Annotated in this window: 21 protein-coding genes and 1 pseudogene; 10 read left to right on the forward strand and 12 right to left on the reverse strand. The window is 69.5% G+C overall.

The genetic code is table 11. The features are described 5' to 3' along the window. Positions 1-17: 17 nt before the first annotated feature. Complete coding sequence (locus AC1RU4_RS21670; RefSeq protein ID WP_492893218.1) at positions 18-2,015, forward strand: primary-amine oxidase; 1,998 nt, start codon at positions 18-20, stop codon at positions 2,013-2,015. A gap of 66 nt (positions 2,016-2,081) precedes the next feature. Here the strand turns inward: AC1RU4_RS21670 and AC1RU4_RS21675 are convergent, their stop codons facing one another. From AC1RU4_RS21675 to AC1RU4_RS21685, 3 genes are read right to left on the reverse strand one after another with little or no spacing between them, the layout of a single operon-like run. Then, complete coding sequence (locus AC1RU4_RS21675) at positions 2,082-2,492, reverse strand: GtrA family protein (protein WP_492893244.1); 411 nt, start codon at positions 2,490-2,492, stop codon at positions 2,082-2,084. A 16-nt stretch (positions 2,493-2,508) separates the two neighbouring features. After that, positions 2,509-4,236 carry an ArnT family glycosyltransferase gene (locus tag AC1RU4_RS21680; protein ID WP_492893219.1) on the reverse strand — a complete coding sequence of 576 codons (1,728 nt, stop codon included), beginning with the start codon at positions 4,234-4,236 and terminating at the stop codon, positions 2,509-2,511. After that, positions 4,233-5,258, reverse strand: a complete 1,026-nt coding sequence (locus tag AC1RU4_RS21685) for a glycosyltransferase family 2 protein (RefSeq protein WP_492893220.1) — start codon at positions 5,256-5,258, stop codon at positions 4,233-4,235. The genes AC1RU4_RS21680 and AC1RU4_RS21685 overlap by 4 nt, the downstream gene beginning before the upstream one ends. A 105-nt stretch (positions 5,259-5,363) precedes the next feature. Between AC1RU4_RS21685 and AC1RU4_RS21690 the strand changes: the two genes are divergently transcribed. Beyond that, on the forward strand, positions 5,364-6,236 hold the full coding sequence (locus tag AC1RU4_RS21690) for a ChbG/HpnK family deacetylase (RefSeq protein ID WP_492893221.1): 873 nt from the start codon (positions 5,364-5,366) through the stop codon (positions 6,234-6,236). 73 nt (positions 6,237-6,309) lie between these two features. Continuing rightward, positions 6,310-7,506, forward strand: a complete 1,197-nt coding sequence (locus AC1RU4_RS21695; RefSeq protein WP_492893222.1) for a M23 family metallopeptidase — start codon at positions 6,310-6,312, stop codon at positions 7,504-7,506. Between the two features lie 47 nt (positions 7,507-7,553). Here AC1RU4_RS21695 and AC1RU4_RS21700 read toward each other — a convergent pair whose 3' ends face one another. The 3 genes from AC1RU4_RS21700 to ftsE all read right to left on the reverse strand — a co-directional run bounded on the left by AC1RU4_RS21700 (position 7,554) and on the right by ftsE (position 9,936). Further along, positions 7,554-8,222 carry a YdcF family protein gene (locus AC1RU4_RS21700; RefSeq protein ID WP_492893223.1) on the reverse strand — a complete coding sequence of 223 codons (669 nt, stop codon included), beginning with the start codon at positions 8,220-8,222 and terminating at the stop codon, positions 7,554-7,556. A gap of 66 nt (positions 8,223-8,288) precedes the next feature. Next, positions 8,289-9,284, reverse strand: a complete 996-nt coding sequence (locus AC1RU4_RS21705) for a cell division protein FtsX (protein WP_492893224.1) — start codon at positions 9,282-9,284, stop codon at positions 8,289-8,291. Continuing rightward, positions 9,277-9,936, reverse strand: coding sequence for a cell division ATP-binding protein FtsE (gene ftsE, locus AC1RU4_RS21710; protein ID WP_492893225.1), 660 nt, complete (start codon positions 9,934-9,936; stop codon positions 9,277-9,279). Before ftsE ends, AC1RU4_RS21705 begins: the two co-directional genes overlap by 8 nt. Before the next feature lie 181 nt (positions 9,937-10,117). Here ftsE and hpt point away from each other — a divergent pair, with 181 nt between their 5' ends. Further along, the gene (hpt, locus tag AC1RU4_RS21715; RefSeq protein WP_492893226.1) at positions 10,118-10,684 is read left to right on the forward strand and encodes a hypoxanthine phosphoribosyltransferase; all 567 of its coding nucleotides are present in this window, start codon (positions 10,118-10,120) and stop codon (positions 10,682-10,684) included. Between the two features lie 21 nt (positions 10,685-10,705). Here the strand turns inward: hpt and AC1RU4_RS21720 are convergent, their stop codons facing one another. Continuing rightward, a complete protein-coding gene (locus AC1RU4_RS21720; RefSeq protein ID WP_492893227.1) occupies positions 10,706-11,137 on the reverse strand; it encodes a MerR family transcriptional regulator in 432 nt (143 codons plus the stop codon). Between the two features lie 85 nt (positions 11,138-11,222). Between AC1RU4_RS21720 and AC1RU4_RS21725 the strand changes: the two genes are divergently transcribed. Continuing rightward, complete coding sequence (locus AC1RU4_RS21725) at positions 11,223-13,529, forward strand: heavy metal translocating P-type ATPase (RefSeq protein WP_492893228.1); 2,307 nt, start codon at positions 11,223-11,225, stop codon at positions 13,527-13,529. Between the two features lie 151 nt (positions 13,530-13,680). Here the strand turns inward: AC1RU4_RS21725 and argH are convergent, their stop codons facing one another. Next, positions 13,681-15,066 (reverse strand): argininosuccinate lyase, encoded by a 1,386-nt coding sequence (gene argH, locus AC1RU4_RS21730; RefSeq protein ID WP_492893229.1) that lies wholly within the window; start codon positions 15,064-15,066, stop codon positions 13,681-13,683. 26 nt (positions 15,067-15,092) lie between these two features. On the opposite strand from argH, the gene tlpA reads away from it, so the two are divergent. The 3 genes from tlpA (at position 15,093) to AC1RU4_RS21745 (ending at position 17,880) form a co-directional block, all read left to right on the forward strand. Then, positions 15,093-15,893: a thiol:disulfide interchange protein TlpA gene (gene tlpA / locus AC1RU4_RS21735; protein WP_492893230.1), complete on the forward strand. Its 801-nt coding sequence runs from the start codon at positions 15,093-15,095 to the stop codon at positions 15,891-15,893. Further along, positions 15,880-16,824 (forward strand): alpha/beta hydrolase, encoded by a 945-nt coding sequence (locus AC1RU4_RS21740; RefSeq protein ID WP_492893231.1) that lies wholly within the window; start codon positions 15,880-15,882, stop codon positions 16,822-16,824. The genes tlpA and AC1RU4_RS21740 overlap by 14 nt, the downstream gene beginning before the upstream one ends. 117 nt (positions 16,825-16,941) lie before the next feature. Beyond that, the gene (locus AC1RU4_RS21745) at positions 16,942-17,880 is read left to right on the forward strand and encodes a DMT family transporter (protein WP_492893232.1); all 939 of its coding nucleotides are present in this window, start codon (positions 16,942-16,944) and stop codon (positions 17,878-17,880) included. Positions 17,881-18,299: 419 nt separating this feature from the next. Here the strand turns inward: AC1RU4_RS21745 and aceA are convergent, their stop codons facing one another. Both aceA and AC1RU4_RS21755 read right to left on the reverse strand, forming a co-directional pair. Then, positions 18,300-19,610 carry an isocitrate lyase gene (gene aceA / locus AC1RU4_RS21750; protein ID WP_492893233.1) on the reverse strand — a complete coding sequence of 437 codons (1,311 nt, stop codon included), beginning with the start codon at positions 19,608-19,610 and terminating at the stop codon, positions 18,300-18,302. A 161-nt stretch (positions 19,611-19,771) separates the two neighbouring features. Beyond that, positions 19,772-20,008: a hypothetical protein gene (locus AC1RU4_RS21755; protein WP_492893234.1), complete on the reverse strand. Its 237-nt coding sequence runs from the start codon at positions 20,006-20,008 to the stop codon at positions 19,772-19,774. Between the two features lie 137 nt (positions 20,009-20,145). On the opposite strand from AC1RU4_RS21755, the gene AC1RU4_RS21760 reads away from it, so the two are divergent. Next, positions 20,146-21,615: a helix-turn-helix domain-containing protein gene (locus tag AC1RU4_RS21760; protein ID WP_492893235.1), complete on the forward strand. Its 1,470-nt coding sequence runs from the start codon at positions 20,146-20,148 to the stop codon at positions 21,613-21,615. Between the two features lie 41 nt (positions 21,616-21,656). After that, positions 21,657-22,064 (forward strand): OsmC family protein, encoded by a 408-nt coding sequence (locus AC1RU4_RS21765; protein ID WP_492893236.1) that lies wholly within the window; start codon positions 21,657-21,659, stop codon positions 22,062-22,064. A 69-nt stretch (positions 22,065-22,133) separates the two neighbouring features. Here AC1RU4_RS21765 and AC1RU4_RS21770 read toward each other — a convergent pair whose 3' ends face one another. Next, positions 22,134-23,015, reverse strand: a complete 882-nt coding sequence (locus tag AC1RU4_RS21770; protein WP_492893237.1) for a 3-hydroxybutyryl-CoA dehydrogenase — start codon at positions 23,013-23,015, stop codon at positions 22,134-22,136. 117 nt (positions 23,016-23,132) lie between these two features. After that, positions 23,133-23,243 (reverse strand): annotated as a pseudogene (locus tag AC1RU4_RS21775) (electron transfer flavoprotein subunit alpha/FixB family protein); the annotation flags it as partial.

Below are 23,243 nucleotides of genomic sequence, written 5' to 3' on the forward strand. Positions count from 1 at the left end.
CTCCGGAGACATATCCCATGGACGCCAAAGTCACCCTCACCTACCCGCTCGATCCGCTGAGCCTCGACGAGATCGCCGCCGCCGTCGCCATCCTCAAGGCAGCAAAGGCATTGGGCGAGACCATCCGCTTCCCGATCGTGCGGCTGGAGGAGCCGGCCAAGGCCGAGATCAGGGCCTGGCACGCCGGCGCCTCGGTGCCGCGCCGCGCCTTCCTGCTGGCGCTGGACATCACCAGCGGCGCGAGCTTCGAGGCCATCGTCGACCTCTCGGCCAGAAGCGTCGCCGCCTTCGAGCGCCTGCCGACCGACGAGCTGCCCCATGGCCAGCCGCCGATCATGATCGAGGAATTCCTGCGCGCCGACGAGATCGTCAAGAACGACCCCCGCTGGCGCGCGGCGGTGAAGAAGCGCGGCCTCACCGAGGAAGACATCCCGATGGTGCAGATCGACCCGTTCTCCTCCGGCTATTTCGGCCGCGAGTTCGAGCGGGGCAAGCGCATCGTCCGCGCCGTCGCCTACTGGCGCGAGGACATCCGCGACAACGGCTACGCCCACCCCATCGAGGGCGTGGTGGCGGTGGTCGACCTCGTCGAGAACCGGGTGGTCGACCTCGTCGACGACGAGAAGATCATCCCGGTGCCGAGGAAGAAGCGCAATTACGGCCGCGAGGCCTTCCCCGCGACCCGCGAAGGCGTGAAGCCGCTGCATATCGTGCAACCCGAGGGACCGGGCTTCACCGTCGACGGCTGGAAGGTCGAGTGGCAGAACTGGAGCTTCCGCGTCGGCTTCACCCCGCGCGAGGGGCTGGTGCTGCACGAGCTCGGCATCGAGGACCAGGGCCGGCTGCGGCCGATCATCTTCCGCGCCAGCGTCACCGAGATGGTGGTGCCCTATGCCGACCCGACCGCCAACCATTACTGGAAGAGCGCCTTCGATGCCGGCGAATACGGCCTCGGCCGGCTGGCCAATTGCCTGGAGCTCGGCTGCGACTGCCTCGGCCACATCCATTATTTCGACGTGCCGGCGGCGGACGATCTCGGCCAGCCCATGGTGATGAAGAACGCCATCTGCATGCATGAGGAGGATTACGGCATCCTCTGGAAGCATTACGAGTTCCGCAACGGCATCTTCGAGGTGCGCCGCTCGCGTCGGCTGGTGATCTCCTTCTTCGCCACCGTCGGCAATTACGATTACGGCTTCTACTGGTATCTCTACCAGGACGGCACCATCCAGCTGGAAGCCAAGCTCACCGGCATCATCCAGACCGCCGCCGTCACCCCCGGCGAGACCTATCCGTGGGGCGGCATGGTGGATGACGGGCTCGGCGGCCCGACCCACCAGCATTTCTTCAACGCGCGGCTTCATATGGATGTCGACGGCGGCGGCAATACCGTGACCGAGCACGAATTCGCCCCGCGCCCGTTCGGCGCCGACAATCCCTACGGCAATGTCTTCGATACCAGGACACGCGTGCTCGCGCGAGAGAGCGAGGCGGCGGCGCTCGCCAATGGCGAGACCGGCCGCTACTGGAAGGTCTCCAATCCCAACGTCGCCAACAGCGTCGGCAAGCCGCCGGGCTACAAGATGATCGTCTCGGCCTCGCCGCTGATGCTGGCGCAGGAAGAATCGACCGTCGCCCAACGCGGCGGCTTCGCCCGGAAGCACATCTGGGTCACCGCCTTCGACCCCGCCGAAAAATATGCCAGCGGCGACTATCCGAACGTCAATGCCGGTGGTGACGGCCTGCCCCGCTATGTGCAGCAGGATCGGCCGATCGAGAATGCCGACCTGGTGCTGTGGCACTCGTTCGGCCACACCCATGTGTGCAAGCCGGAGGACTTCCCGATCATGCCGGTGGAATATGCCGGGTTCATGCTGAAGCCGAACGGCTTCTTCGCCTCCAACATCGCCATGGACCTGCCGCCCGAGAGGAACGCCCATTCCCGCGACAACCGCGACCAGCCGGAAGCCGGCGATGCCGCGGACAAGGCCGGCGACAAATCCTGCTGCCACTGAGCGGGGCTCGCGGCATTCGGCCATGCCGAGAGGGAGAGCGGTACGCCGCTCCCCTCGTTCGCGGGATCAGGGTCGGGCGGGCCGGAAGGTCCAGAGCAGATTGCCGGCATAGTGCCAGAGCACCAGAAGCCCGGTCGAGATCAGCTGCGCCGGCAGGTAGGGCAGGCCGAGCCCGCGGGTGAGGCCCGTCATCATCAGCGCGTTCAGCACCAGCCCGCAACCGGCCACCAGGAAGAAGCGCGGCGCCGCCTCCCGGTGCGGGCGGTCGCTGCGGAAGGCGATGCGGCGGGCGAGCAGGTAGTTCACCACGCCGCCGGTCAGGAAGCCGCAGGTCGAAGCGACGACCGGATCGATGCCCGCCCCGCTCGCCAGTGCCACCAGCACCGCATATTGCGCCAGCGTGCCGAGCGCGCCGAGCGCCGCGAACAGCAGGAAATGCCGCAGCCGGGCCGCCATCGGTGTCGCTGCGAGGGGCATCGTCACGGCGAACTCCTCACGGTGCCCTGCGGGCCACGGTCACCGAGCCCGGCCCGTTGAAGGAGACCGCCGGCGTTTCCGGGTCGGCATCGTCGTCCCAGGGCAGCGGCTCGGCCACCGGCATATGGCGCGCGCGCAGGTCCACCACCATGGCGAGCGGCACGCCGAGCCGGCTGATGGTGCGGTAGGTCAGGCCGGGCACCAGATCGTCGCAGCCGATATTGCGGGCGGTGAGTAGGAAGTCGGCGTCGTCCCAGCTTTCGGTGATTTCGAGATTGGGACCGAGGAAGGGCTGCACCTGGCCGTCCTCGGAGCAGATCGCCACCTTGTAGGGCTTGGCCGGCGGATGCACGGCGATGCCGGTGCGCAGTGCATTGGCCGCCTCGCGCATGCTCGACGACCAGTAGTCGCCCTCGAAGCGCCCATTGGCCCCGGCAAGGCCGCCGACCAGCTGGTTGTAGCCGACATATTCGTAGGGATGCAGCGCCACGAAGGTCGCCGCGTCGAAGGCGAACAGGCTGCCGGCCACCCCCGCCACCGCGAGGCCGAGCGCCGGCGAGGTCCGCTGCGCCGCCCGCCACAGCGCCGCAAGGCCGAGCGCGGCGGCGAGGCTCGCCGGCGGCAGCACGAACAGGAAGTGGCGGATGCCGTTATAGAGCGGCGGATGCTCGGCGAGCGTGAAGACGACCGGCACGGCGAGCGCCAGCACCAGCGGCAGGAAGACCAGCGCCCGCCGCCGTGCTTCCGCGTCGGCGCGCACCAGGGCAAGGATGGCGAAAGGCAGCGCCGCGACGAGGCCGGCCAGCGAGATTTCCGGCAGCTTGATGAGCAGGTATTCGCTCATATAGGTGCCCGGCACCTCGCCGATCGGCACATCCTTGCCATTGATCAGCGTGGACAGGTCGAAGCTGAAATGGCTGAAGGCGTTCATCGCCGCGACGAGATTGGTCGGCGGCAGCAGCGACCACGGCCAGGCCAGCGCCGTCACCGCCACGGCGAGCAGCCCGGCCGGGATGAGCCGCAGCACCAGCCGCATCATCAGCCGGATATCGCGATGGATCGCGCCGGCGGCGAGCATGGTCACGCCGAGATAGGCGACCGCGAACACGCCGCCGACCCGCAGCCCCAGCGCGCAGCCGACGGCAAGGCCGAGCCCGGCCACGGTGCGCCAGCCCGGCAGGCCCGGCAGGGCGGCCGCCACGCAGGTGACGAAATACAGGCTCCACGCCATCGCGGCGGCGAAGGGCACATCCTTGGTATGGGTGAACATCGCCCCGCCATACATGCCGGTGACGGCCAGCAGGGCGACCGCGAGGATCGCGGTCCTCTCGCCGCCCAGCAGCTTCGCCCAGCGCCACACCGCGAACAGCCCGGCAAGGCCGAAGCCGGCCGAGAGCAGGTGGCGCAGGTCGTAGACCGGCAGGCTTACATAGGGCTCCAGCCCGGCGGCGATCAGGTCGAACAGGCCGCCATAGAGATAGAGGTTGATGTAGTGGAAGGCGCGGTCGTCCTTGAACCCGCTGCCGTACCACTGCCAGAGCAGCTGTCCGTAGGTATGCTGCACCGGCTCGTCATTGCTGATGCCGTAGTCGCGGAACACCACGAGCACCCAGGCGGCCAGCCCGGCGAACAGCGCGATGCTGGCAACGCGCACCAGCGTCGGCGAATGCCAGGCGCGCGCGGCGAGCACGCCGACGCGACCGACGAAAGAAGCCGGCATCGGTTCGGAAGCGGCAAGGGTCACGAGTGCGTCTCGACCAGGGGAAGGAGAGGAGCGGAAAGCGAGGCTATCTGGGAATGGCCGACCTCGTCGGCGACAATGTAGAGCGGCCGCTGTTTCACTTCGGTGAAGATGCGGCCGATATATTCGCCCATCACCCCGAGGCTGATGAGCTGCACCCCGGACAGGAACAGCGTGCTGACCATGATGGTGGCGAAGCCCGGCGTCTTGACGCCGAAGAACAGCGCGTCGCCGATCAGATAGAGGCCGTAGAGAGCCGACAGCGCGGCGAGGCCGACGCCGATCAGCGACCACACGCGCAGCGGCACCATGGAGAAGGACGAAAGCCCGTCCACCGCATAGCGCAGCAGCCGGATGAAGGAGAAGGAGCTCACCCCGCTCGAGCGCTCGGCCACCTCGAAGTCGATCTCCTGCTGGCGGAAGCCGACCCAGGCGGTGATGCCCTTCATGAAGCGGTTGCGCTCCGGCAGCGCGTTGATGGCGTCGACCACGCGCCGGTCGAACAGCCGGAAATCGCCGGCTCCCTCCGGGATGTCGACTTCGCACATCAGCTTGAAGAACTGGTAGAAGCCCTGGCTGAACAGGCGCCGGGCGAGCGGGTCGGTACGGCGCGAGCGACGCACCGCCGTCACCATCTGCGCACCCTGGCTCCAGGCCTCGACCAGTTGCGGCACCACTTCCGGCGGATGCTGGAGGTCGGAATCCATCAGCACCACGATATCGCCGGTGGCGGCGCGCAGCCCGGCGGCCATGGCCGCTTCCTTGCCGAAATTGCGGGCGAATCGCAGGCCGCGCACGCCGGCGTCCCCCGCCCCGATCGCGGCGATGCGCGCAAAGCTGTCGTCGCGGCTGCCGTCGTCGACAAAGACGAATTCGCGGGCGAGATCGGGATAGACGTCGAGCGCCCGGCATATCCGCCGATGCAGTTCCTCGAGGTTGCCCGCTTCATTATAGACCGGAATGACGAGCGATATCCGCCGGGCGACCCGCTTCTCCGCCGTGCTTGCTAGGGTGCTGTGCATCATCTGGGGAATTTCCGGCGCGAAACTCAAATAGATTGAGGGGTACTTATTTGGTCCTCATTCTCAGGTAAAGTATAAATTAATTGCGATATTTTTTGGGCTCAAGAAATGGCCGTCATCCAACCTTCACCTATAGTCATCTGCGCCGACGACTACGGCCTCAGCGATGGCGTATCCGACGCCATCGAGGAACTCATCGTCCTCGGACGCCTCTCCGCCACCGGGGCGATGAGCGGCATGCCGGGCTGGCGCCGGCGCGGAGCGGGACTCGCCGGCCTGGTGCGCGCTCACCCGGCCGACATCGGGCTGCACCTTACCCTCACCGGGCAGCGCCCGCTTACCGCCGCGCATGGCTTTGCCAGCAATGACCGCCTGCCGGGCATCGGCGCGCTCACCGTGGCGGCGCTGACCCGCACGCTGCCGCTGGAGGCGGTACGGGCCGAGCTCAACGCCCAGCTCGACGCCTTCGAGGATGTGCGCGGCGCACCGCCCGACTTCCTCGACGGCCACCAGCACGCCCATATCCTGCCGGGCATACGCGGCGTGGTGCTGGAAGAGCTTGCCCGCCGCTACCCGACGCGGCCCTGGCTGCGCTCCTGCGGCGAAAAGCTGCACCTCATGGCGCGGCGGCGCATCGGCTTTGCCAAGGCGGCAGCGGTCGGCGCCTTCGATCTCGGCCTGCGCCGCGCAGCGGCGCGTGCCGGCATCGCCACCAATGACAGCTTCCGCGGCTTCTATGATTTCTCCGACCGCGTACCCTATGGCGAGGTGTTCCGCGGCAGTCTCGCCGGCGCCGCTTCCGGCGGGCGGGTGCTGGTGCATTGCCACCCCGGCCGGGTCGACGCCGAGCTGCTGGCACTCGATCCGCTCACCGCGCCGCGCGAGCGCGAGCTCGCCTATCTCGCCTCGCGCGAATGTGGCGACGACCTCGCGGCCGCCGGGGTTCGGCCGGCACGGTTCGGCGAGCTCGCGGGGAGATAGGCACCGGCCGGCAATCTTGCCGTCGCACCGGCGTTGCGCGAGGGTGACGCTTGGTCAGCGCCGGAGTGCCTCCATGTCGCGCATCGCTGCGGTCGTTCTCGTCCCGCTCCTCGCTGTCGCGGTGCCGGCGGCGGCCCAGTCGCTGCGAGAGGGCGAGACCCTGAGCTCGATCAGCGTGGCGCCGGTCGCCACGCCGCATCCGGTGCGCGGAGCCGACGGACGCATCCATCTCGCCTATGAGCTGTTGGTCGCCAATCCGACCCGCCTCTTCGTCACGCTCGACAAGGTCGAGGCGATCTCGCCCGACGGCGCCGGCCTCGCCACGCTTGAGGGCGAGCGGCTCGTAGCGATGATGCAGCGCTTCGGCGGCACCGGCCCCACCCTCGCCCCCGGCACCACCGCCACGGTATTCATCGATGCCAGCCTGCCGTCCGGCGCGCCGGTGCCGGCGCAGATCGCGGCGAGGATCGGCGCCACCCGGCAGGCGGCCGACGCGGACGGCAAGCCGGTGCCGATCCCGGCCGATTCACCGGTGCCGGCCCGCTACGGCTTCACCACCGCCGCGGTGGCCGTCGGCAAGGAGGCGGTGGTGATCCGGCCGCCGCTGCGCGGCAAGGGCTGGGTGGCGGTCAATGGCTGCTGCGACGCCATCACCTCGCATCGCGGGGCAGTGATGGCGGTGAACGGGCTGCTGCGCGTGCCGGAGCGGTTCGCCATCGACTGGGTGAAGCTCGACGCCGAGGGCCGCCTGTTCAAGGGCGAGCCGGGCGCGCTCGGCAGCTACGCCTATTACGGCGCGCCGATCCACGCGGTGGCGGATGGCACGGTGGTCAATCTCTATGACGACGCGCAGGAGCAGGTGCCCGGCCGGCCGGCCACGGGCATCACCACCGCCAATATCGGCGGCAACATGCTGGTGACCGACATCGGCGGCGGCAATTTCGCCTTCTACGCCCATTTGCAGCGCGGCAGCCTCCGGGCGAAGCTCGGCGACAGGGTCAAGGCCGGCGAGGTGATCGGCCTGCTCGGCAATACCGGCAACTCGAGCGCCCCGCACCTGCATTTCCATGTGATGGACGGCTCCTCCCCGCTCGACGCCGACGGCCGCCCCTATGTGTTCGAGCGCTTCACCGGGCAGGGCGTGCTGCCGCCGGAGGAGGACGACGCCATCGAGAGCGGCCGGCCGCTGGCGATCGACACCAGCCGTCTTGCCGGCCCGCAGACGCAAACGCTGCCGCTGAACGACCAGGTCGTCGATTTCGGCGAGTGACCCTCGGGACGGCGATGCCCGAGACGCCGAGGCCTGGACGGCGACGCTCAGGAATTGACCGCCAGTTCGTCGGTGGTCGCCGGCCACGGCCGCACGCCGATCCAGGCGGCGAGATATTTCACATATTCGAGGAACAGCAGCTTTCCCGAGCCGAGCGTCCCCCACGCGCCGGGGCGCGCGACGGTTCCCGCCACCGGATAGGGCAGCAGCTCGATGCCCGGCATCGCCCGCTCCATCTCCACCAGCGCCCGCGGCATGTGCCAGCCGGAGGTGACGATGATCAGCGAGCGGAAGCCGAGGCGATGCGCCCACTGCGCCGCCTCGATGGCATTGCCGCGGGTGTTGAGCGCCGAGCGGCCAAGCTCGGCGCAGCAATCCAGCACCGCCTGCGCCACCGGCACGGTGCGGCCGATCTCCACCAGCGTGGTCTCCGGGTGCACGCCGGTGATCAGCAGCCGGCGCCCGCGGCGGGCGGCGAGCAGGCTGGCGGCCTCCGCCACCCGGTCGGCGCCGCCGGTCAGCACGACGATGCCGTCGGCGGTGCGCCCGGTGCGGTCTTCCGGCCCCGCGATGAGCAGCAGGAACACCAGGAACCCGGCGAGCAGCAGCGCCAGCGCCGCCGTCACCAGCCAGGCGGCCAGCGTCACCAGTCGCCCGACGGGATTCGGGCCGGCCGGCGCGTCCCAGTCGGACGGCGCTGATTCGCGATCGATCACAGGCAAGTCATCCAGCTTACGTCACCCGGCCTACGTCACCCGGCTTCAACAACCCGCTCACGCTACCTAGCTTATGCCACGCAGCGTCCGGTACACGGTGATGCGGGACGTCACTGCCGTGACCAGCGCCACCAGCACCGACGAGCCCAGAATACCGCCATAGCCCCGAAGATCGAGCGTCATCGCCCCCATGAGCGTATCGGCCGGCGTTCCGCTGCCGATCCAGTGCGGCAGCGTGGAGACGAAAAAGAACAGCGCCATCGCCGCGCCGCCGCCGATCGCCCCGCCCTTCAGGCCCACGGCGAGGAAATGATGCTGGAAGGCGGCGGCGATGAAGCCGTCGCGGGCACCGACGAAATGCAGCACCTCGACGATGGAGCGCGCCGCATCCACCGCCGCGCGGGTGGCGAACACCACGCACAGCACGGTGGCGGCGGCGACGAGGCCGAGCACCGCGAGCCCGACCGCCACCACCGCGCGGGCGGTGGAGGACAGCCTCTGCGTCCATTGCCGGTGGTCGTCGAAACTCGCCGAGGGCACCTGCTCGGCCAGCGTCGCACGCAGCACCTCGGTCGTCTCCGGCCCGGCATCGGGCGCCAGCGTCACCACCACGAGGCGCGGCACCGGCAGGTTGGAGACGTCGAGGCCGGAGCCGAGCCAGGGCTCCAGCAGGCGGGCGGTCTCCTTCATGTCGAGCGCCCTTGCATCTGCGATCCCCGGCGTCGCCTTGGCGACGCTCACCGCCTTGCCGAGGGCCGCCTCGACATCGAGCCCGCCGCCGGGCTTCACCTGGATGGTGGTTTCGCGGGCGATGTCGGAGGTCCATTCCGACGCCACCGAGCGCACCGAGGCGACCGAGCCGATGGTGATGCCGGCCAGGAAGGTCATGATCGCCACCACCGCGACCAGCGCGCTGCCGATCACCGTCGCCGCCGGCACGATGGGGTGCGGCGTGCGCGAATGGCCGCCGGCTTCCGTCTCGCCGCGCCCGCCGGGCAGCAAGGCCCTGAGCCGCGCCATCAGGCCGCCCCGGCCGTCCCGTGTGTCGCGCACGTCACTCATAGACGGTCAGCCGTCCCTGGTTGATCACCAGCCGGCGGGCGTCGAACTGGTCCATCAGCGCGATGTCGTGGGTGGCGATCAGCACCGAGGTGCCGGTCTTGTGCAGCTCGACGAACAGCCGCAGCAGCCGGCGCGCCAGGCGCGGGTCGACATTGCCGGTCGGCTCGTCGGCCAGCAGGATCTCCGGCCGGCTGATCAGCGCGCGGGCGATCGCCGCGCGCTGCTTCTCGCCGCCGGAGAGCACCGGGGGCAGCACGTGCATGCGCTCGCCGAGGCCGACCCAGCCGAGAAGCTCGGTCACCTCGGCACGATAGCTCGCCTCCTCGCGCTCCTGCACGCGCAGCGGCAGCGCGACGTTCTCATAGGTGGTCAGGTGGTCGAGCAAGCGGAAATCCTGGAACACGATGCCGATTCGCTGGCGCAGGGACGCCACCTCATCCGGTTGCAGTGCGGCGACATCGCGGCCGAAAATGTTGATCAGCCCGCGCGTCGGCCGCAGCGACAGGAACAGGAGGCGCAGCAGCGTCGTCTTGCCGGCGCCGGAGGGGCCGGTCAGGAACTGGAAGGAATGCGGGGGAATGCCGAAGGTAACGTCCCTCAGCACCTCGGGCCCCATGCCGTAGCGAAGCCCGACATTCTCGAATCGAACCAATATGCGAATCCCTCGGCCTCGGATGACGTGCCGCCGCCGGCGACCATGCCGACCTTCTCCTAACATAGCGTGTGCGCCGGCGCCCGAAAGCCGGAAGCCGCGCGGCACGCCGCCGTCTGGACGCGGGACCTGCGCCCGGTCCATCCTGCCGGCCTCGCGAATTCGACGATCAGGAGACGCCATGAGCGATTCGGACAACGACACAAGGATGGCCCTGCCGAAGATCGAGGTGCTGTTCGACGCCGAGACCATCGCCGCGCGCAACCGCACACTGGCCGACGAGATCGTCGCCGCGCGGCCGCAGAAGCTGGTGGTGATCGCGGTGCTCAAGGGCAGCTTCGTCTTCGCCGCCGACCTGATTCGCGCCATGCACGACGCCGGGCTGGCCCCCGAGGTCGAGTTCATCACCCTCTCCAGCTACCGCGACGCCACGATCTCGGCCGGCCATGTCACCGTGCTGCGCGACATCGATACCGAGGTGCGCGGGCGCGACGTGCTGCTGATCGACGACATCCTCGAATCCGGCCGCACCCTGGCCTTCGCCAAGGACCTGCTGGCCGCGCGAGGCGCCCGGCGCGTGCTGGTCTGTGTGCTGCTGGAGAAGCCGCACAAGCGCGCGGTACAGATCGACGCCGACTTCATCGGCTTCAAATGCCCGGACTATTTCGTGGTCGGCTACGGCATGGACGTCGCCCATGCCTACCGGCAGCTGCCCTTCATCGGCTATATCCCCGAGGTCGAGGGGTAGCCGCGACCGGCCGCCGGCGCCTCAGCCGACGGCGCTGTGATGATGCCGGCACTCGCCATGGTCGGCGAGGATCTCGATCACCCGGCACGCGGCGACATGGCCGTGCGAGCAGCCCTCGACCATGCGCATCAGTTCGGCGCGCAGCGCCTCCAGGCTGGCGATGCGCCGCTCCACCTCGACGAGGCGGTCGCGGGCGATGCTGTCGGCGGCGGCGCAGGATTGCTCGGGCTCGTCCTGCAGCCTGAGCAGGGTGCGGATCGCCTCCACCTCGAAGCCGAGCTCGCGGGCATGGCGGATGAAGGCCAGCCGACGCACGTCGCCGCCATCATAGGAGCGGCGGTTGCTGCCGGTGCGCGGCGGGCTCGGCAGCAGGTCGATGCTCTCGTAATAGCGGATGGTGGGAACCTTCACCCCGCTCGCCTTGGCGGCGGCGCCTATGCTGAGACCGGCCATGGTGTGAAATCCTGAAAATCGCCTCTTGATCCTCTAGTCGCTAGAGGATGTAGCGTCGCCTTACCTGAACGGCAAGGAGGCCCGCATGTCGGCGCTCAAGCAACGCTACCGCATCGAGGGCATGGACTGCGCGTCCTGCGCCGCCAAGATCGACACCGCGGTCCGCCGGGTGCCGGGCGTCTCGGAGGTCGCGGTGTCGGTGACCGCCGGCACGATGACGATCGAGCATGCGGGCGCCGATCTGGTGCTGGTGGAAAAGCGGGTGAGCGGCCTCGGCTACGGCATCGCGCCGCTGGCGCTGGTGGTCAATGCGCCGGCAGCGGCACCGCAGGACGCGCATGCCTGCGGATGCGGCCATGACCATGGCCACGCACACGGGCACGATCACGATCATGACCATGATGGCCACCACCATGCCGGCCATGCCCATGGCGATCATGATCACAACGATCATGCCGCGCATCGGCCGTCCGGGGCGGCTGCACCGGCGGCACCCGCTGCCGCGGGCGGCCATGTGCATGTGGCGGCGGAAGCCGGCAGCTGGTGGCGCGGCGGCAAGGCGCGGCTGACGCTGGCCTGTGGCGCGGCGCTGGTGCTCGCCTATGGTGCCGGCCACCTGTGGCCGGAGGCCGACGGCGTGATCTTCTCGCTGGCGATGCTGGTCGGCCTGGTGCCGGTGGCGCGGCGGGCGATCATGGCGGCGCTCAACGGCACGCCCTTCTCCATCGAGATGCTGATGACCATCGCCGCCATCGGCGCGGTGATCATCGGTGCCGCCGAGGAGGCGGCGATGGTGGTGTTCCTGTTCCTCGTCGGCGAGCTGCTGGAAGGCGTCGCCGCCGGCCGCGCCCGCGACAGCATCCGTTCGCTCGCCGCGCTGGTGCCGAAAGTGGCGCGCCTCGTCGAGAACGGCACCACCCGCGAGGTGCCGGCCGAGCGCATCGCCATCGGCAACGTCATCCTGGTGCGACCGGGCGAGCGCATCCCCGCCGACGGCACCGTGCTCGAGGGCACCAGCTCGGTGAACGAGGCGCCGGTGACCGGCGAAAGCGTGCCGGTGACGAAAATCCAAGGCGATCCGCTATTTGCCGGCACGGTGAATGGCGAGGCGGCGCTGACCATGCGCGCCACCGCCACCAGCGCCGACAACACCATCGCCCGCGTGGTGCGGCTGGTGGAGGAGGCGCAGGAGAGCAAGGCACCGACCGAGCGCTTCATCGACCGTTTCTCGCGCTGGTACACGCCCCTCGTGGTGGCGCTGGCGGCGCTGGTGGCGGTGGTGCCGCCGCTGCTGTTCGGCGCCGGCTGGGACGAGTGGATCTACAAGGGCCTCGCCATCCTGCTGATCGGCTGCCCCTGCGCTCTGGTCATCTCGACGCCGGCCGCCATCGCCGCTGCGCTGGCCTCCGGGGCGCGGCGCGGCCTGCTCATCAAGGGCGGCGCGGTGCTGGAGAAGCTGCGCGAGGTGAAGGCCGTCGCCTTCGACAAGACCGGGACGCTCACCGAGGGCAAGCCGAAAGTCACTGATATCGTTGCCTTTTCCGACAACGAGGGCGAGGTGCTGCGCCTTGCCGCCGCGCTGGAGGCCGGCTCCACCCATCCGCTGGCGGCGGCGATCCTCGCCGCGGCCGAGGCCCGCAGCCTCGCCCCGCCGTCCGCCCAGGGTACGGGCGCCATCGGCGGCGAGGGCGTGACCGGCGCGGTCGAGGGCCGGGCGCTGTTCCTCGGCTCGCCGACGGCCGCGGCCCGGCGCGCACCGCTTGCGGCCGAGGCCCTGGCCGCCATCGAGGCGCTCAATGCCGAGGGCAAGACGGTGGCGGTGCTGGTCGCCGACGGCAGCGCGCTCGGCTTCCTCGCCATGCGCGACGAGCCGCGCGCCGATGCCGCCGGGGCACTCAAGGCCTTGGCCGATCAGGGCATTCGGACCGTCATGCTCACCGGCGACAACAGCCGTACCGCGCAGGCGGTCGGCCGCGATCTCGGCATCGAGGTACGCGCCCAGCTGATGCCGGCCGACAAGCAGCGCATCGTCGGCGAGCTGAAGGCCGAGGGTCTCGCCGTCGCCAAGGTCGGCGACGGCATCAATGATGCGCCGGCGCTCGCGAGCGCCGATATCGGCATCGCCATGGGCGGCGGTACCGACGTGGCGCTGGAGACGGCAGACGCCGCCGTGCTGCACGGGCGGGTGGCCGATGTCGGAGCGATGATCGACCTGTCGCGGCGGACCATGGCCAATATCCGCCAGAACATCACCATCGCCTTGGGATTGAAGGCGTTTTTCCTCGTCACCACCATTGCCGGCATCACCGGCCTGTGGCCGGCCATCCTCGCCGATACCGGCGCGACGGTGCTGGTGACGGCCAATGCGCTGCGGCTGCTGCGCCGCGCCTGACGGGCGAGTGCTTGCGTGCTTCGAGGCCAGCCTGCGGCTGGCACCTCAGCATGACGGGGTCGCCTTTACGGGGGATCCCCCGCCTTCGTCATCCTGAGGTGCCCGGCCCAGCCGGGCCTCGAAGGACGCAGGACCGGACGGCCGCGTCGCCTTACCCCTTCGCCAGTTGCTTCAGCCAGCGCCGTGCCTGCGCGCGCACATTCTTCGGCGCGGTGCCGCCATAGGAGACGCGGCTCGCCACCGATTTCGACACCGACAGCACGCCGAACACATCGGCGGTGATGCACGGCTCGACGCTCTGCATCTCTTCCAGGCTAAGCTTATGCAATGGCTCGTCTTTCCCGCTCGCCAGCGCGACGATGCGGCCGGTGGCGTGATGCGCCTCGCGGAACGGCAGGCCGAGCACCCGCACCAGCCAGTCGGCAAGATCGGTGGCGGTGGAATAGCCGGAGCCGGCGGCGTTCCTCATCTTCTTCTCGTCCGGCACCATGTCGCGCACCATGCCGGCAGTCGCCGCGACCATCAGCGAGAGGGTGGCGAGGGCGTCGAAGGCGCCTTCCTTGTCCTCCTGCATGTCCTTGGCATAGGCGAGCGGCAGACCCTTCATCACCATCAGCAGGCCCGAGAACGCCCCGGCGATGCGGCCGATCTTGGCGCGCACCAGCTCGGCGGCGTCGGGATTGCGCTTCTGCGGCATAATCGAGGAGCCGGTGGTGAAGCGGTCCGACAGCTTCAGCAGACCCACCAGCGGCGAGGTCCAGATGACGATTTCCTCAGCAAAACGAGTGAGATGCATCGCACAGATCGAGGCGGCGGCCAGCGTCTCCAGCACGAAATCGCGGTCGGAGACGGAATCGAGCGAGTTCGCCGTCGGCCGGTCGAAGCCGAGGCTCAAAGCGGTGGCGAAACGATCGATCGGGAACGAGGTGCCGGCCAGCGCGGCGGCGCCGAGCGGGCATTCGTTGAGCCGCGCGCGGGCGTCGCGGAGCCGGCCGCGGTCGCGCCCGAGCATCTCGACATAGGCGAGGAGATGATGGCCGAAGGTGACGGGCTGGGCGGTCTGGAGATGGGTGAAGCCGGGCATCACCGTGCCGGCATGCTCCAGCGCTCTCTCGCTAAGAGCCTGCTGCAGATCGACAATCTGCGTGTCCAGCGTGTCGATCGTGTCGCGGACATAGAGCTTGAAATCCGTCGCCACCTGGTCGTTGCGCGAGCGGGCGGTGTGCAGGCGGCCCGCGGGGGCGCCGAGCAGGGTCGCCAGCCGGGATTCCACATTCATATGAATATCTTCCAGCGAACGCTGGAAGGTGAAGCTGCCCGCCTCGATCTCTGACAGGATCGTGTCTAGACCGCCGACAATGTTTTCGGCATCTGAAGCCGTGATGATGCCCTGTGCCGCCAGCATGGAAGCGTGCGCCTTGGAACCGGCGATATCCTGCGCATATAGACGCTGGTCGAATCCGATGGAGGCGTTGATCTCCTCCATGATCGCGTCCGGTCCGCTCTCGAACCGGCCGCCCCACATCTTGTTGCTCATGCTCACTTTTCTCCGCGAGGCCGGCCATGACCGAACGACCTGACCCTCTCGATCCGGCGCATTCGGCGGCGGGTCGCGGGAGAGGCGGACGGCTTGCCCTTTATGCCGCCGCCGCCCTTGTGCTGGGCGCGGCCGCCGGGTTGGCAGGCGTATACGGGATCGGAGGGGGGCTGCGCAACGCCGATGCGCCGGCGCTCGCCACCGCGCCGTCCGGCCAGACCGACGCCGTGTCCGGCCAGGTGTATGGTCAGACCGGTCAGGTGTACGATGAGCCCAATCCGGCGGCCGGGATGTGCAGTCAGGCCAGCGAGACCGCGCGCAAGATTTCCGGCCTCGCCAGGGGCGAGCTCGCCGCCTTCGCCCCGACCCTGAAACCGACCCGGATTCCCGACCTCGCCATCCTCGCTCCCGACGGCTCGCCGACCCGGCTCGCCGATGTCGGCGGCGGCGGATTGCGGCTGGTGAACATCTGGGCGACCTGGTGCGTGCCCTGCCGCACCGAGATGCCGGCGCTCGACAGGCTGCAGGCCGAGCGCGGCGGCAACGGCTTCGAGGTGGTCGCGGTCAATATCGACACCCGCGATCCCGCCAAGCCGAAGCGCTTCATGGAGGAGGCGGGCATCCGCAACCTCGCGCTCTATACCGACCCCAAGGCGCAAGCCTTCCAGGACCTGCGCGCGGTCGGGCGCGGCTTCGGCCTGCCGACCACCCTGCTGGTCGATGCGCAGGGCTGCGAGATCGGCCACATTGCCGGCCCGGCGGAATGGGCGAGCCCGGATGCGCTGGCGCTGATCGACGCGGCCAAGGCAGCCTATGCCAATCCCTGACGACCGGGCGCCCCCGCTGAACCGGCGCGACCTCATGGCGCTGCTGGCGCTTTTCGCCGGGGGAGACATCGTCGGCCCCGCAGCGGCGCAGGAGGCGCCATGGGTGCTGCCGCTGTGGCCCGGCGAGCCGCCCGGCGGCGGTGGCCCGCAGGGCGTGCCCGAGATTGGCAAACGCGGGGCAGTGCGCAATCTCGCGCGGCCGACATTGACGCTGTTCCTCCCCGAGCGCTCCGCCGGGACGGCGGTGCTCATCGCCTCCGGCGGCGGCTACCGGCGGATGGAGGACGGCAAGGAGGCGCTGCCGGCGGCACGCTGGCTTGCAGCGCGCGGCCATGCGGCGGCGGTGCTCGACTATCGCCTGCCCGGCGAGGGCTGGGGCGCCGGGCCGGAGGCGCCGCTGCAGGATGCGCGACGGGCGCTCAGGCTGCTGAATGCCGGCGCGGCGCTGCCGGGCATCCACCGGGTCGGCGTGCTCGGCTTCTCGGCCGGGGCGCATCTCATGGCGCTGGCCGCAGGCAATGCCCCGATGGGCGGCTATTCCGCCGTCGACGCGGCCGACGCGACGCCGGCGCGGGCGGAACTCGCGGCGCTGATCTACCCGGTCCTCAGCCTGGCCCCCGATCTGCGCCCGACCTCGGCGCAGCGCATGCTGGTCGGCCGGCATCCCGCGCCGGCGGAGGCAGCGAAGTGGTCGGCCGAGACCTATGTCGATGCGCATTATCCGCCGACCTTCCTCGTGCAGGCCGCCGACGACCCGATCAGCGATCCGCGGCAGGCACCGCTGATGGCGCAGGCCTGCGCACGCGCCGGCGTGCCGGCGGAACTCCATATGCTGGAGAGCGGTGGCCACGGCTTCGGCATGGGACGGCCCGGCACGCCTGGCGCCGCCTGGCCGGACTGGTTCGCCGCCTGGCTGGGGCACCTGCCGTGACGCGGCCGAGCCGCGCCGAATCGGGTGGTGCGGCAGCGAGCCGGAGGCTATGAGGATCGCGCCCGTGACGCCGCGCCCCGGCGACGCCGCGGCATTCGCCTGCCCCCGGAGTGCCCGATGCCCCAATTATCCCCCCGCCCCGGCCCGCTGCCGATGGGCCCGCTCGACTGGGCGCTGCTGGTTCTCCTCTCGGTGATCTGGGGCGGTTCCTTCTTCTTCGGCAAGGTCGCCATCGCCGAGGTCCCGCCGCTGACCATGGTGCTGTCCCGCGTGGCGATCGGCGCGCTGACCGTCCATGCGATCGCCCGCCTCGGCGGCATCCACGTGGAGCTCGACCGCCGGCTCGCCGGCCAGTTCGCCTTCATGGCGCTGATCGCCAATGTGATCCCCTTCGGCCTGATCGCCTGGTCACAGCAGCACATACCGAGCGGCCTGTCCTCCATCCTCAACGCCGCGACGCCGCTGTTCACCGTGCTGGTGGCGCAGGCCTTCACCCGCGACGAGAAGCTGACCGCCGGCCGGCTCGCCGGCGTGCTGGTCGGCTTTCTCGGCGTGGCGGTGATGATGGGTCCGGCGCTGCTCGGCCGGCTGGGCGGGCATGAACTGCCGGCGCAGCTGGCCGCCATCGGCGCGACGATCTCCTACGCCTTTGCGGCGGTCTACGGGAAGCGCTTCCGCCACCTGCCGCCGCTCGGCGTCGCCATGCTGCAGCTCGCCGCGGCGAGCCTCTGGCTGCTGCCGGTGGTCCTGGTGCTCGATGCGCCCTGGCGGCTGCCGATGCCCTCCCCGCACGTGATCGGCGCGCTGGCCGGGCTGGGGGTGCTCTCCACCGGCATCGCCTACATCATCTTCTTCCGCATCCTCGGGCGGAACGGGGCGACCAATATCTCGCTGGTGACCTTCCTGGTGCCGGTGAGCGCCATCCTGCTGGGGGCGCTGGTGCTCGGCGAGGCGCTGGAGCCGCGCGAGCTCGCCGGCTTCGCGCTGATCGCGCTGGGGCTGGCGGCGATCGACGGCCGGCCGGCGCGGGCGCTGATGCGGCGGCCGAACGCGTAGAGGCAAGGGTTGCTGCGGGGGTAGGCAGCCGGTCCGAATGGGCCATCATGGCCGGATTTATCCCGGCGGCCGGGAAGTCCTGCGTCCTTCGAGGACCGGCTTTGCCGGGCACCTCAGGATGACGCCCGTTTCTCCGAAATCAAAGGAGACCGTCATGCTGAGGTGCCGGCCGAACGGCCGGCCTCGAAGCACGCAGGCCCCTCGCGCCGCCCGCGCCCGAGATGGCCGGCTGGCGCCGCGTCGTGAGGGAGAATGGCACCGTCCTGAACAGACCCGCCCCCGGCATGACACCCGCCCGAACGCGAAAAACCCTCCCCGGCGGGGCCGCCGGAGAGGGCAAGTCGGACGGTCGGCCCGGAGGCGGACCCGTTTCGCAACGGCACCGCCTGGGGGTCGGCCGCCCCCCTAAACACGCCGCCTCAGAACTGCGCCGTCTCGGTCGAGTCCTGCATCGCCGTGGTGGCGCTCATGCCGGCGGTGAGCGCGGTGGCGATGGCGTCGAAATACGAGGTGCCGACCTCGCGCTGGTGGCGCGTGGCGGTGAAGCCCTGCTTCTCGGCGGCGAACTCCGCCTCCTGCAGCTCCGAATAGGCCGCCATGCCCTCCGCCTTGTAGCGGCGGGCGAGGTCGAAGGTGGTGAAGCTCACCGAGTGGAAGCCGGCGAGCGTGATGAACTGGTACTTGTAGCCCATCGCGCCGAGCTCGGCCTGGAAGCGCTTCATCGCCGCCCGGTCCATGTGCTTGGCCCAGTTGAACGAGGGCGAGCAATTATAGGCCAGCATCTTGCCCGGATGCACCTTGTGCACGCCTTCCGCGAAGCGGCGGGCGTCGTCGAGGCTCGGGGTCGAGGTCTCGCACCACAACAGGTCGGCATAGGGCGCATAGGCGACCGCGCGGGCGATGCCGGCCTCGAAGCCGCCCTTCAGCCGGTAGAAGCCTTCCGCCGTGCGCTCGCCGGTGATGAAGGGCGCATCCGCCTCGTCGATGTCCGAGGTGATGAGGCGGGCGGCCTCCGCATCGGTGCGGGCCATGATCACGGTGGGCACGCCGAGCACGTCGGCGGCGAGGCGGGCGGCGTTCAGGGTGCGGATGAACTGCCGCGTCGGCACCAGCACCTTGCCGCCGAGATGGCCGCATTTCTTCTCGGACGCGAGCTGGTCCTCGAAATGCACCGACGCCGCGCCGGCCTCGATCAGCGCCTTGGTCAGCTCATAGGCGTTGAGCTGGCCGCCGAAGCCGGCCTCGGCATCGGCGATGATCGGGACGATATAGTCGGTCTTCGCGTCCGACTTGCCCTCGCAGCGCTCCAGCGTCTGGATCTGGTCGGCGCGCATCAGCGCCTTGTTGATGCGGCGGACCACCGCCGGCACGCTGTCGACCGGGTAGAGGCTCTGGTCCGGGTACATGTCGCCGGAGGAATTGCCGTCGGCGGCGACCTGCCAGCCCGAGAGATAGATCGCCTCCAGCCCGCCCTTCACCTGCTGCACCGCCTGGTTGCCGGTATAGGCGCCGAAGGTGGGCAGGAAGTCGCGCTCGTGCAGCAGCTCCCACAGCTTGCGGGCGCCGTGCTGGGCCAGCGTGTGCTCGACGCGGATCGAGCCGGCGAGCTTTTCCACATCGGCCTGGGTGAAGGTGCGGACGATGCCGGCCCAGCGGTCCGGCGCCCAGTGCGGCGCGGGGAAGGGCTGGGTCTGGTCGGGGCGGGCGGCGGGGCGGGCGGTATCGAGCATGGTCGGGTCCTCGGCGGTAAAGTCTTTACAGTCGGAAGAAAGGTTCGAAGATCGGCGGCCCGTGCTTGTGTCGACGGACGGGACATCAGCCCGCCCGTTGCATCGGGAAAGGAACGGGACATCCGCCCGTTCGCGCGCGGTTTGGCGGCGATGGCGACGGCTCAGCGGCCGGCGCGGCGCATATAGGTGGCGGCCACCATCGGCTCGCTGCCGGTGAGGCCGGCGAGCGGGCTGCCTTCCGGCAGCGCGAAGCTGTGCCGGCCCATGCGGTGCAGGATGGAGAAGCCCTTGGCGGCGAGACCGTCCTTCAGATAGACGCGGCCGATCTCCTCGGCGTCCTGGCCTATGATGGTGATGAACTCTTCGCTGTCGGTCGGATGGGTGTGGGGGCTACGCATTGTGGTGCTCCGTGCTTTGATGGTGTAAAGTTTTCACACTCGACACGTCGAGGCAAGTTTTATAAGTAAATCAGCATGTTAAGCGGAAAACGCCTGTAAAGATTCCGGGCGTGGTTTGTAAAGGGAGCAAAGCGGCGATGGCGGCGGACGATCCCCAGGTCGGCGGGCGCATCCAGCGGCTGCGACGCCAGCGGCAGGTCTCGCAGGCGGAGCTGGCGAGCGCGCTCGGCATTTCGGCGAGCTATCTCAACCTGATCGAACACAATCGCCGGCGCATCACCGTGCCGCTGCTGCTCAAGCTCGCCGGCTTCTTCGGCATCGAGCCGGGCGAGCTGGTGGAGAGCGACGAGACCCGCCTCGTCGGCGACCTGATGGAGCTGTTCGGCGACGACGTGTTCGCCGATTCGGCGCTGACCAACCAGGATGTGCGCGATCTCGCCGCCTCCAACCCGGCGGTGGGGCGCGCGGTGGTGCGGCTCTACGACCAGTTCCGCGCCCTGCGCGGCGCGCGGGCCGGCGGCGCCGGGGCGGGCGGCGGCGAGCCGGGCGGGCAAATGGCGACGGGGCAGCTGGCGGCGGGGCAGATGTCCGGCGGCCATCCCGCCACCGACGCGGTCTCCGACTTCATCCAGGCCAATGCCAACCACTTCCCGACGCTGGAGAGCGCGGCCGAGCGGGTGCGCGGCGATATCGACGCCGAGCCGGATTCCTTCGAATCCGGGCTGCGCTCCTACCTGTTCAACGTGTTCGGCCTGAACTGGCTCACCGCGAACCTGCCGGCCGGCATCGCTCGGCGCTACGACCCGGAGCGGCGCGAGATCCTCACCGCCGAGGTGCTGGACCCCGCCTCCGCCACCTTCGCGGTGGCGCACCAGATCGGCCTACTCGCCGCCGGGGCGGAAATGGACCGGCTGATCGAATCGAGCGACCTGCCGGCCGACGCGCCGGTGGTGGCGCGCAACGCCCTCGCCTCCTATTTCGCCGGCGCGCTGATCATGCCCTACGAGCCGTTCCTCAAGGCCTGCCGCGAGATGCGCTACGATATCGAGCGCATCCAGCGCCGCTTCCGCACCAGCTTCGAGCAGGTGTGCCACCGCATGACCACGCTGCAGCGGCCGGGTCAGGCCGGGGTGCCGCTGCACCTCATCCGCACCGACATAGCCGGCAACATATCCAAGCGCTTCTCGCTGTCGGGCATCCGCATCTCCCGCCATTCCGGCGCCTGCCCGCGCTGGAACGTCTATTCGGCGTTCCTCAACCCGGAGCGGATCAACGTACAGGTCAGCCAGATGCCGGAGGGCCAGCGCTATTTCTGCATCGCCCGCTCCTATGCACGCGGCGGCCACGGCTACCAGGCGCCGCGCCGGCACCTCTCCATCGGGCTCGGCTGCCACATCGCCCATGCCGGCAGCCTGGTCTATTCCGACGGGGTGGACATTTCCGATCCCGGCCAGGCGGTGCCGATCGGGGTCGGCTGCCGCATCTGCCCGCGGCTCGACTGCGAGCAGCGCGCGCATCCGCCCGCCGATCACCATTTCATCCAGAACGAACGCGACCGGGCGGAGAGCTTCTACGCGCCGGTGCCGGCGGGACGGCTGATGCGCTGACGCCCACGGCCGGGCATGGGCCGGAACAGGGAGAGCGCGTCATGGCGACGATGAAGGTGGAGCTGAGGAGCGTCGAGGGCACGCAGGCGGCGATGGGCTGGGCCGGCGGCCATACGCTCAGCGTCGACCGCGCGGCGGGCGTCGCCGGCGGCATGGGGCTCGGCTTCAATGGCGGGCAATTGCTGGCGCTCGCCATCGGCGGCTGCTTCTGCAACGACCTGCATTACGTCGCCCACGCCATGGGGGTCACGCTGACCAAGGTGACGGTGAGCGTCGCGGTGGATGTCGACGGCACGCCGCTGCTGGCGACCGCCGCGCGGATATCGGCGAGCGTGCGCGCGCTGCCGGAGGGGACCGACACCGCGGAGATCATCCGCCGCGCCTTCGCCGATTCGACGGTGGGAAACTCGGTGCGGCGGGGGATGAGCGTGGAGATGGCGGACGGGTGAAGCGGGAGGCGGATGACCTCGTCGATGTCGGGCCTACCGGCCGGAGGGCGCCTGGCGGCGTCCCTCCCTTCAACGGGTCGGGACCGGCTTCTCGCCGCGATAATCGTAGAAGCCGCGCTGGGTCTTGCGGCCGAGCCAGCCGGCCTCGACATATTTCACCAGCAGCGGGCACGGACGGTACTTCGAATCGGCCAGCCCCTCGTGCAGCACCTGCATGATCGACAGGCAGGTATCCAGCCCGATGAAATCGGCCAGCTGCAGCGGCCCCATCGGGTGGTTGGCGCCGAGCCGCATCGCGGTGTCGATGGCGTCGACCGAGCCCACGCCCTCGTAGAGCGTGTAGATCGCCTCGTTGATCATCGGCAGCAGGATGCGGTTGACCATGAAGGCCGGGAAATCCTCCGACACCGCATAGGTCTTGTTGAGCCGGGTGACGAAGCCCTTGGAGGCCTCGAAGGTCTCGTCCTCGGTGGCGATGCCGCGCACCAGCTCGACGAGCTGCATGATCGGCACCGGGTTCATGAAATGGATGCCGATGAAGCGCTCCGGCCGGTCGGTGGTGGCGGCGAGCCGGGTGATCGAGATCGACGAGGTGTTGGTGGCGAGGATCGCCTCCGGCTTCAGATAGGGGCAGACCGCGGCGAAGATCTTGCGCTTGACCTCCTCCTTCTCCACCGCCGCCTCGATGATGAGGTCGGCGTCGGCGAGGTCGGCGCTGTTGTCGGAACCGCTGATGCGGGCGAGCGCCGCCAGCTTCTCGCCTTCCGAATACAGGCCCTTGGCGACCTGGCGGGTCATGTTGCCGTTAATGGTGGCAAGCCCGGACCGGATGCGGTCGGCTTCGAGATCGTTGACGATCACGTCGTAGCCGGCGAGCGCGCAGACATGCGCGATGCCGTTGCCCATCTGTCCGGCACCGATAATGCCGATGCGCTTGATCTCGAAACCCATCACCTTCGCCCGTTTCCGCCCGCAGCCTTCAGAGGCGGGATATGCAATATATCCCGCCCCGGAGCTTTTACCTTATGTATTTGCTTTTGCCTCGGGTATTCGCCTCGGCCGCGTGTCTCAGCCTGCCGCCTTCACCTTGGCGATTTCGGCGGTCAGCTCGGGCACCACCTGGAACAGGTCTCCGACGAGGCCGTAATCAGCGACCTGGAAGATCGGCGCCTCCTCGTC

The organism is Ancylobacter sp. GW821-FHT10E12 (assembly GCF_058809335.1).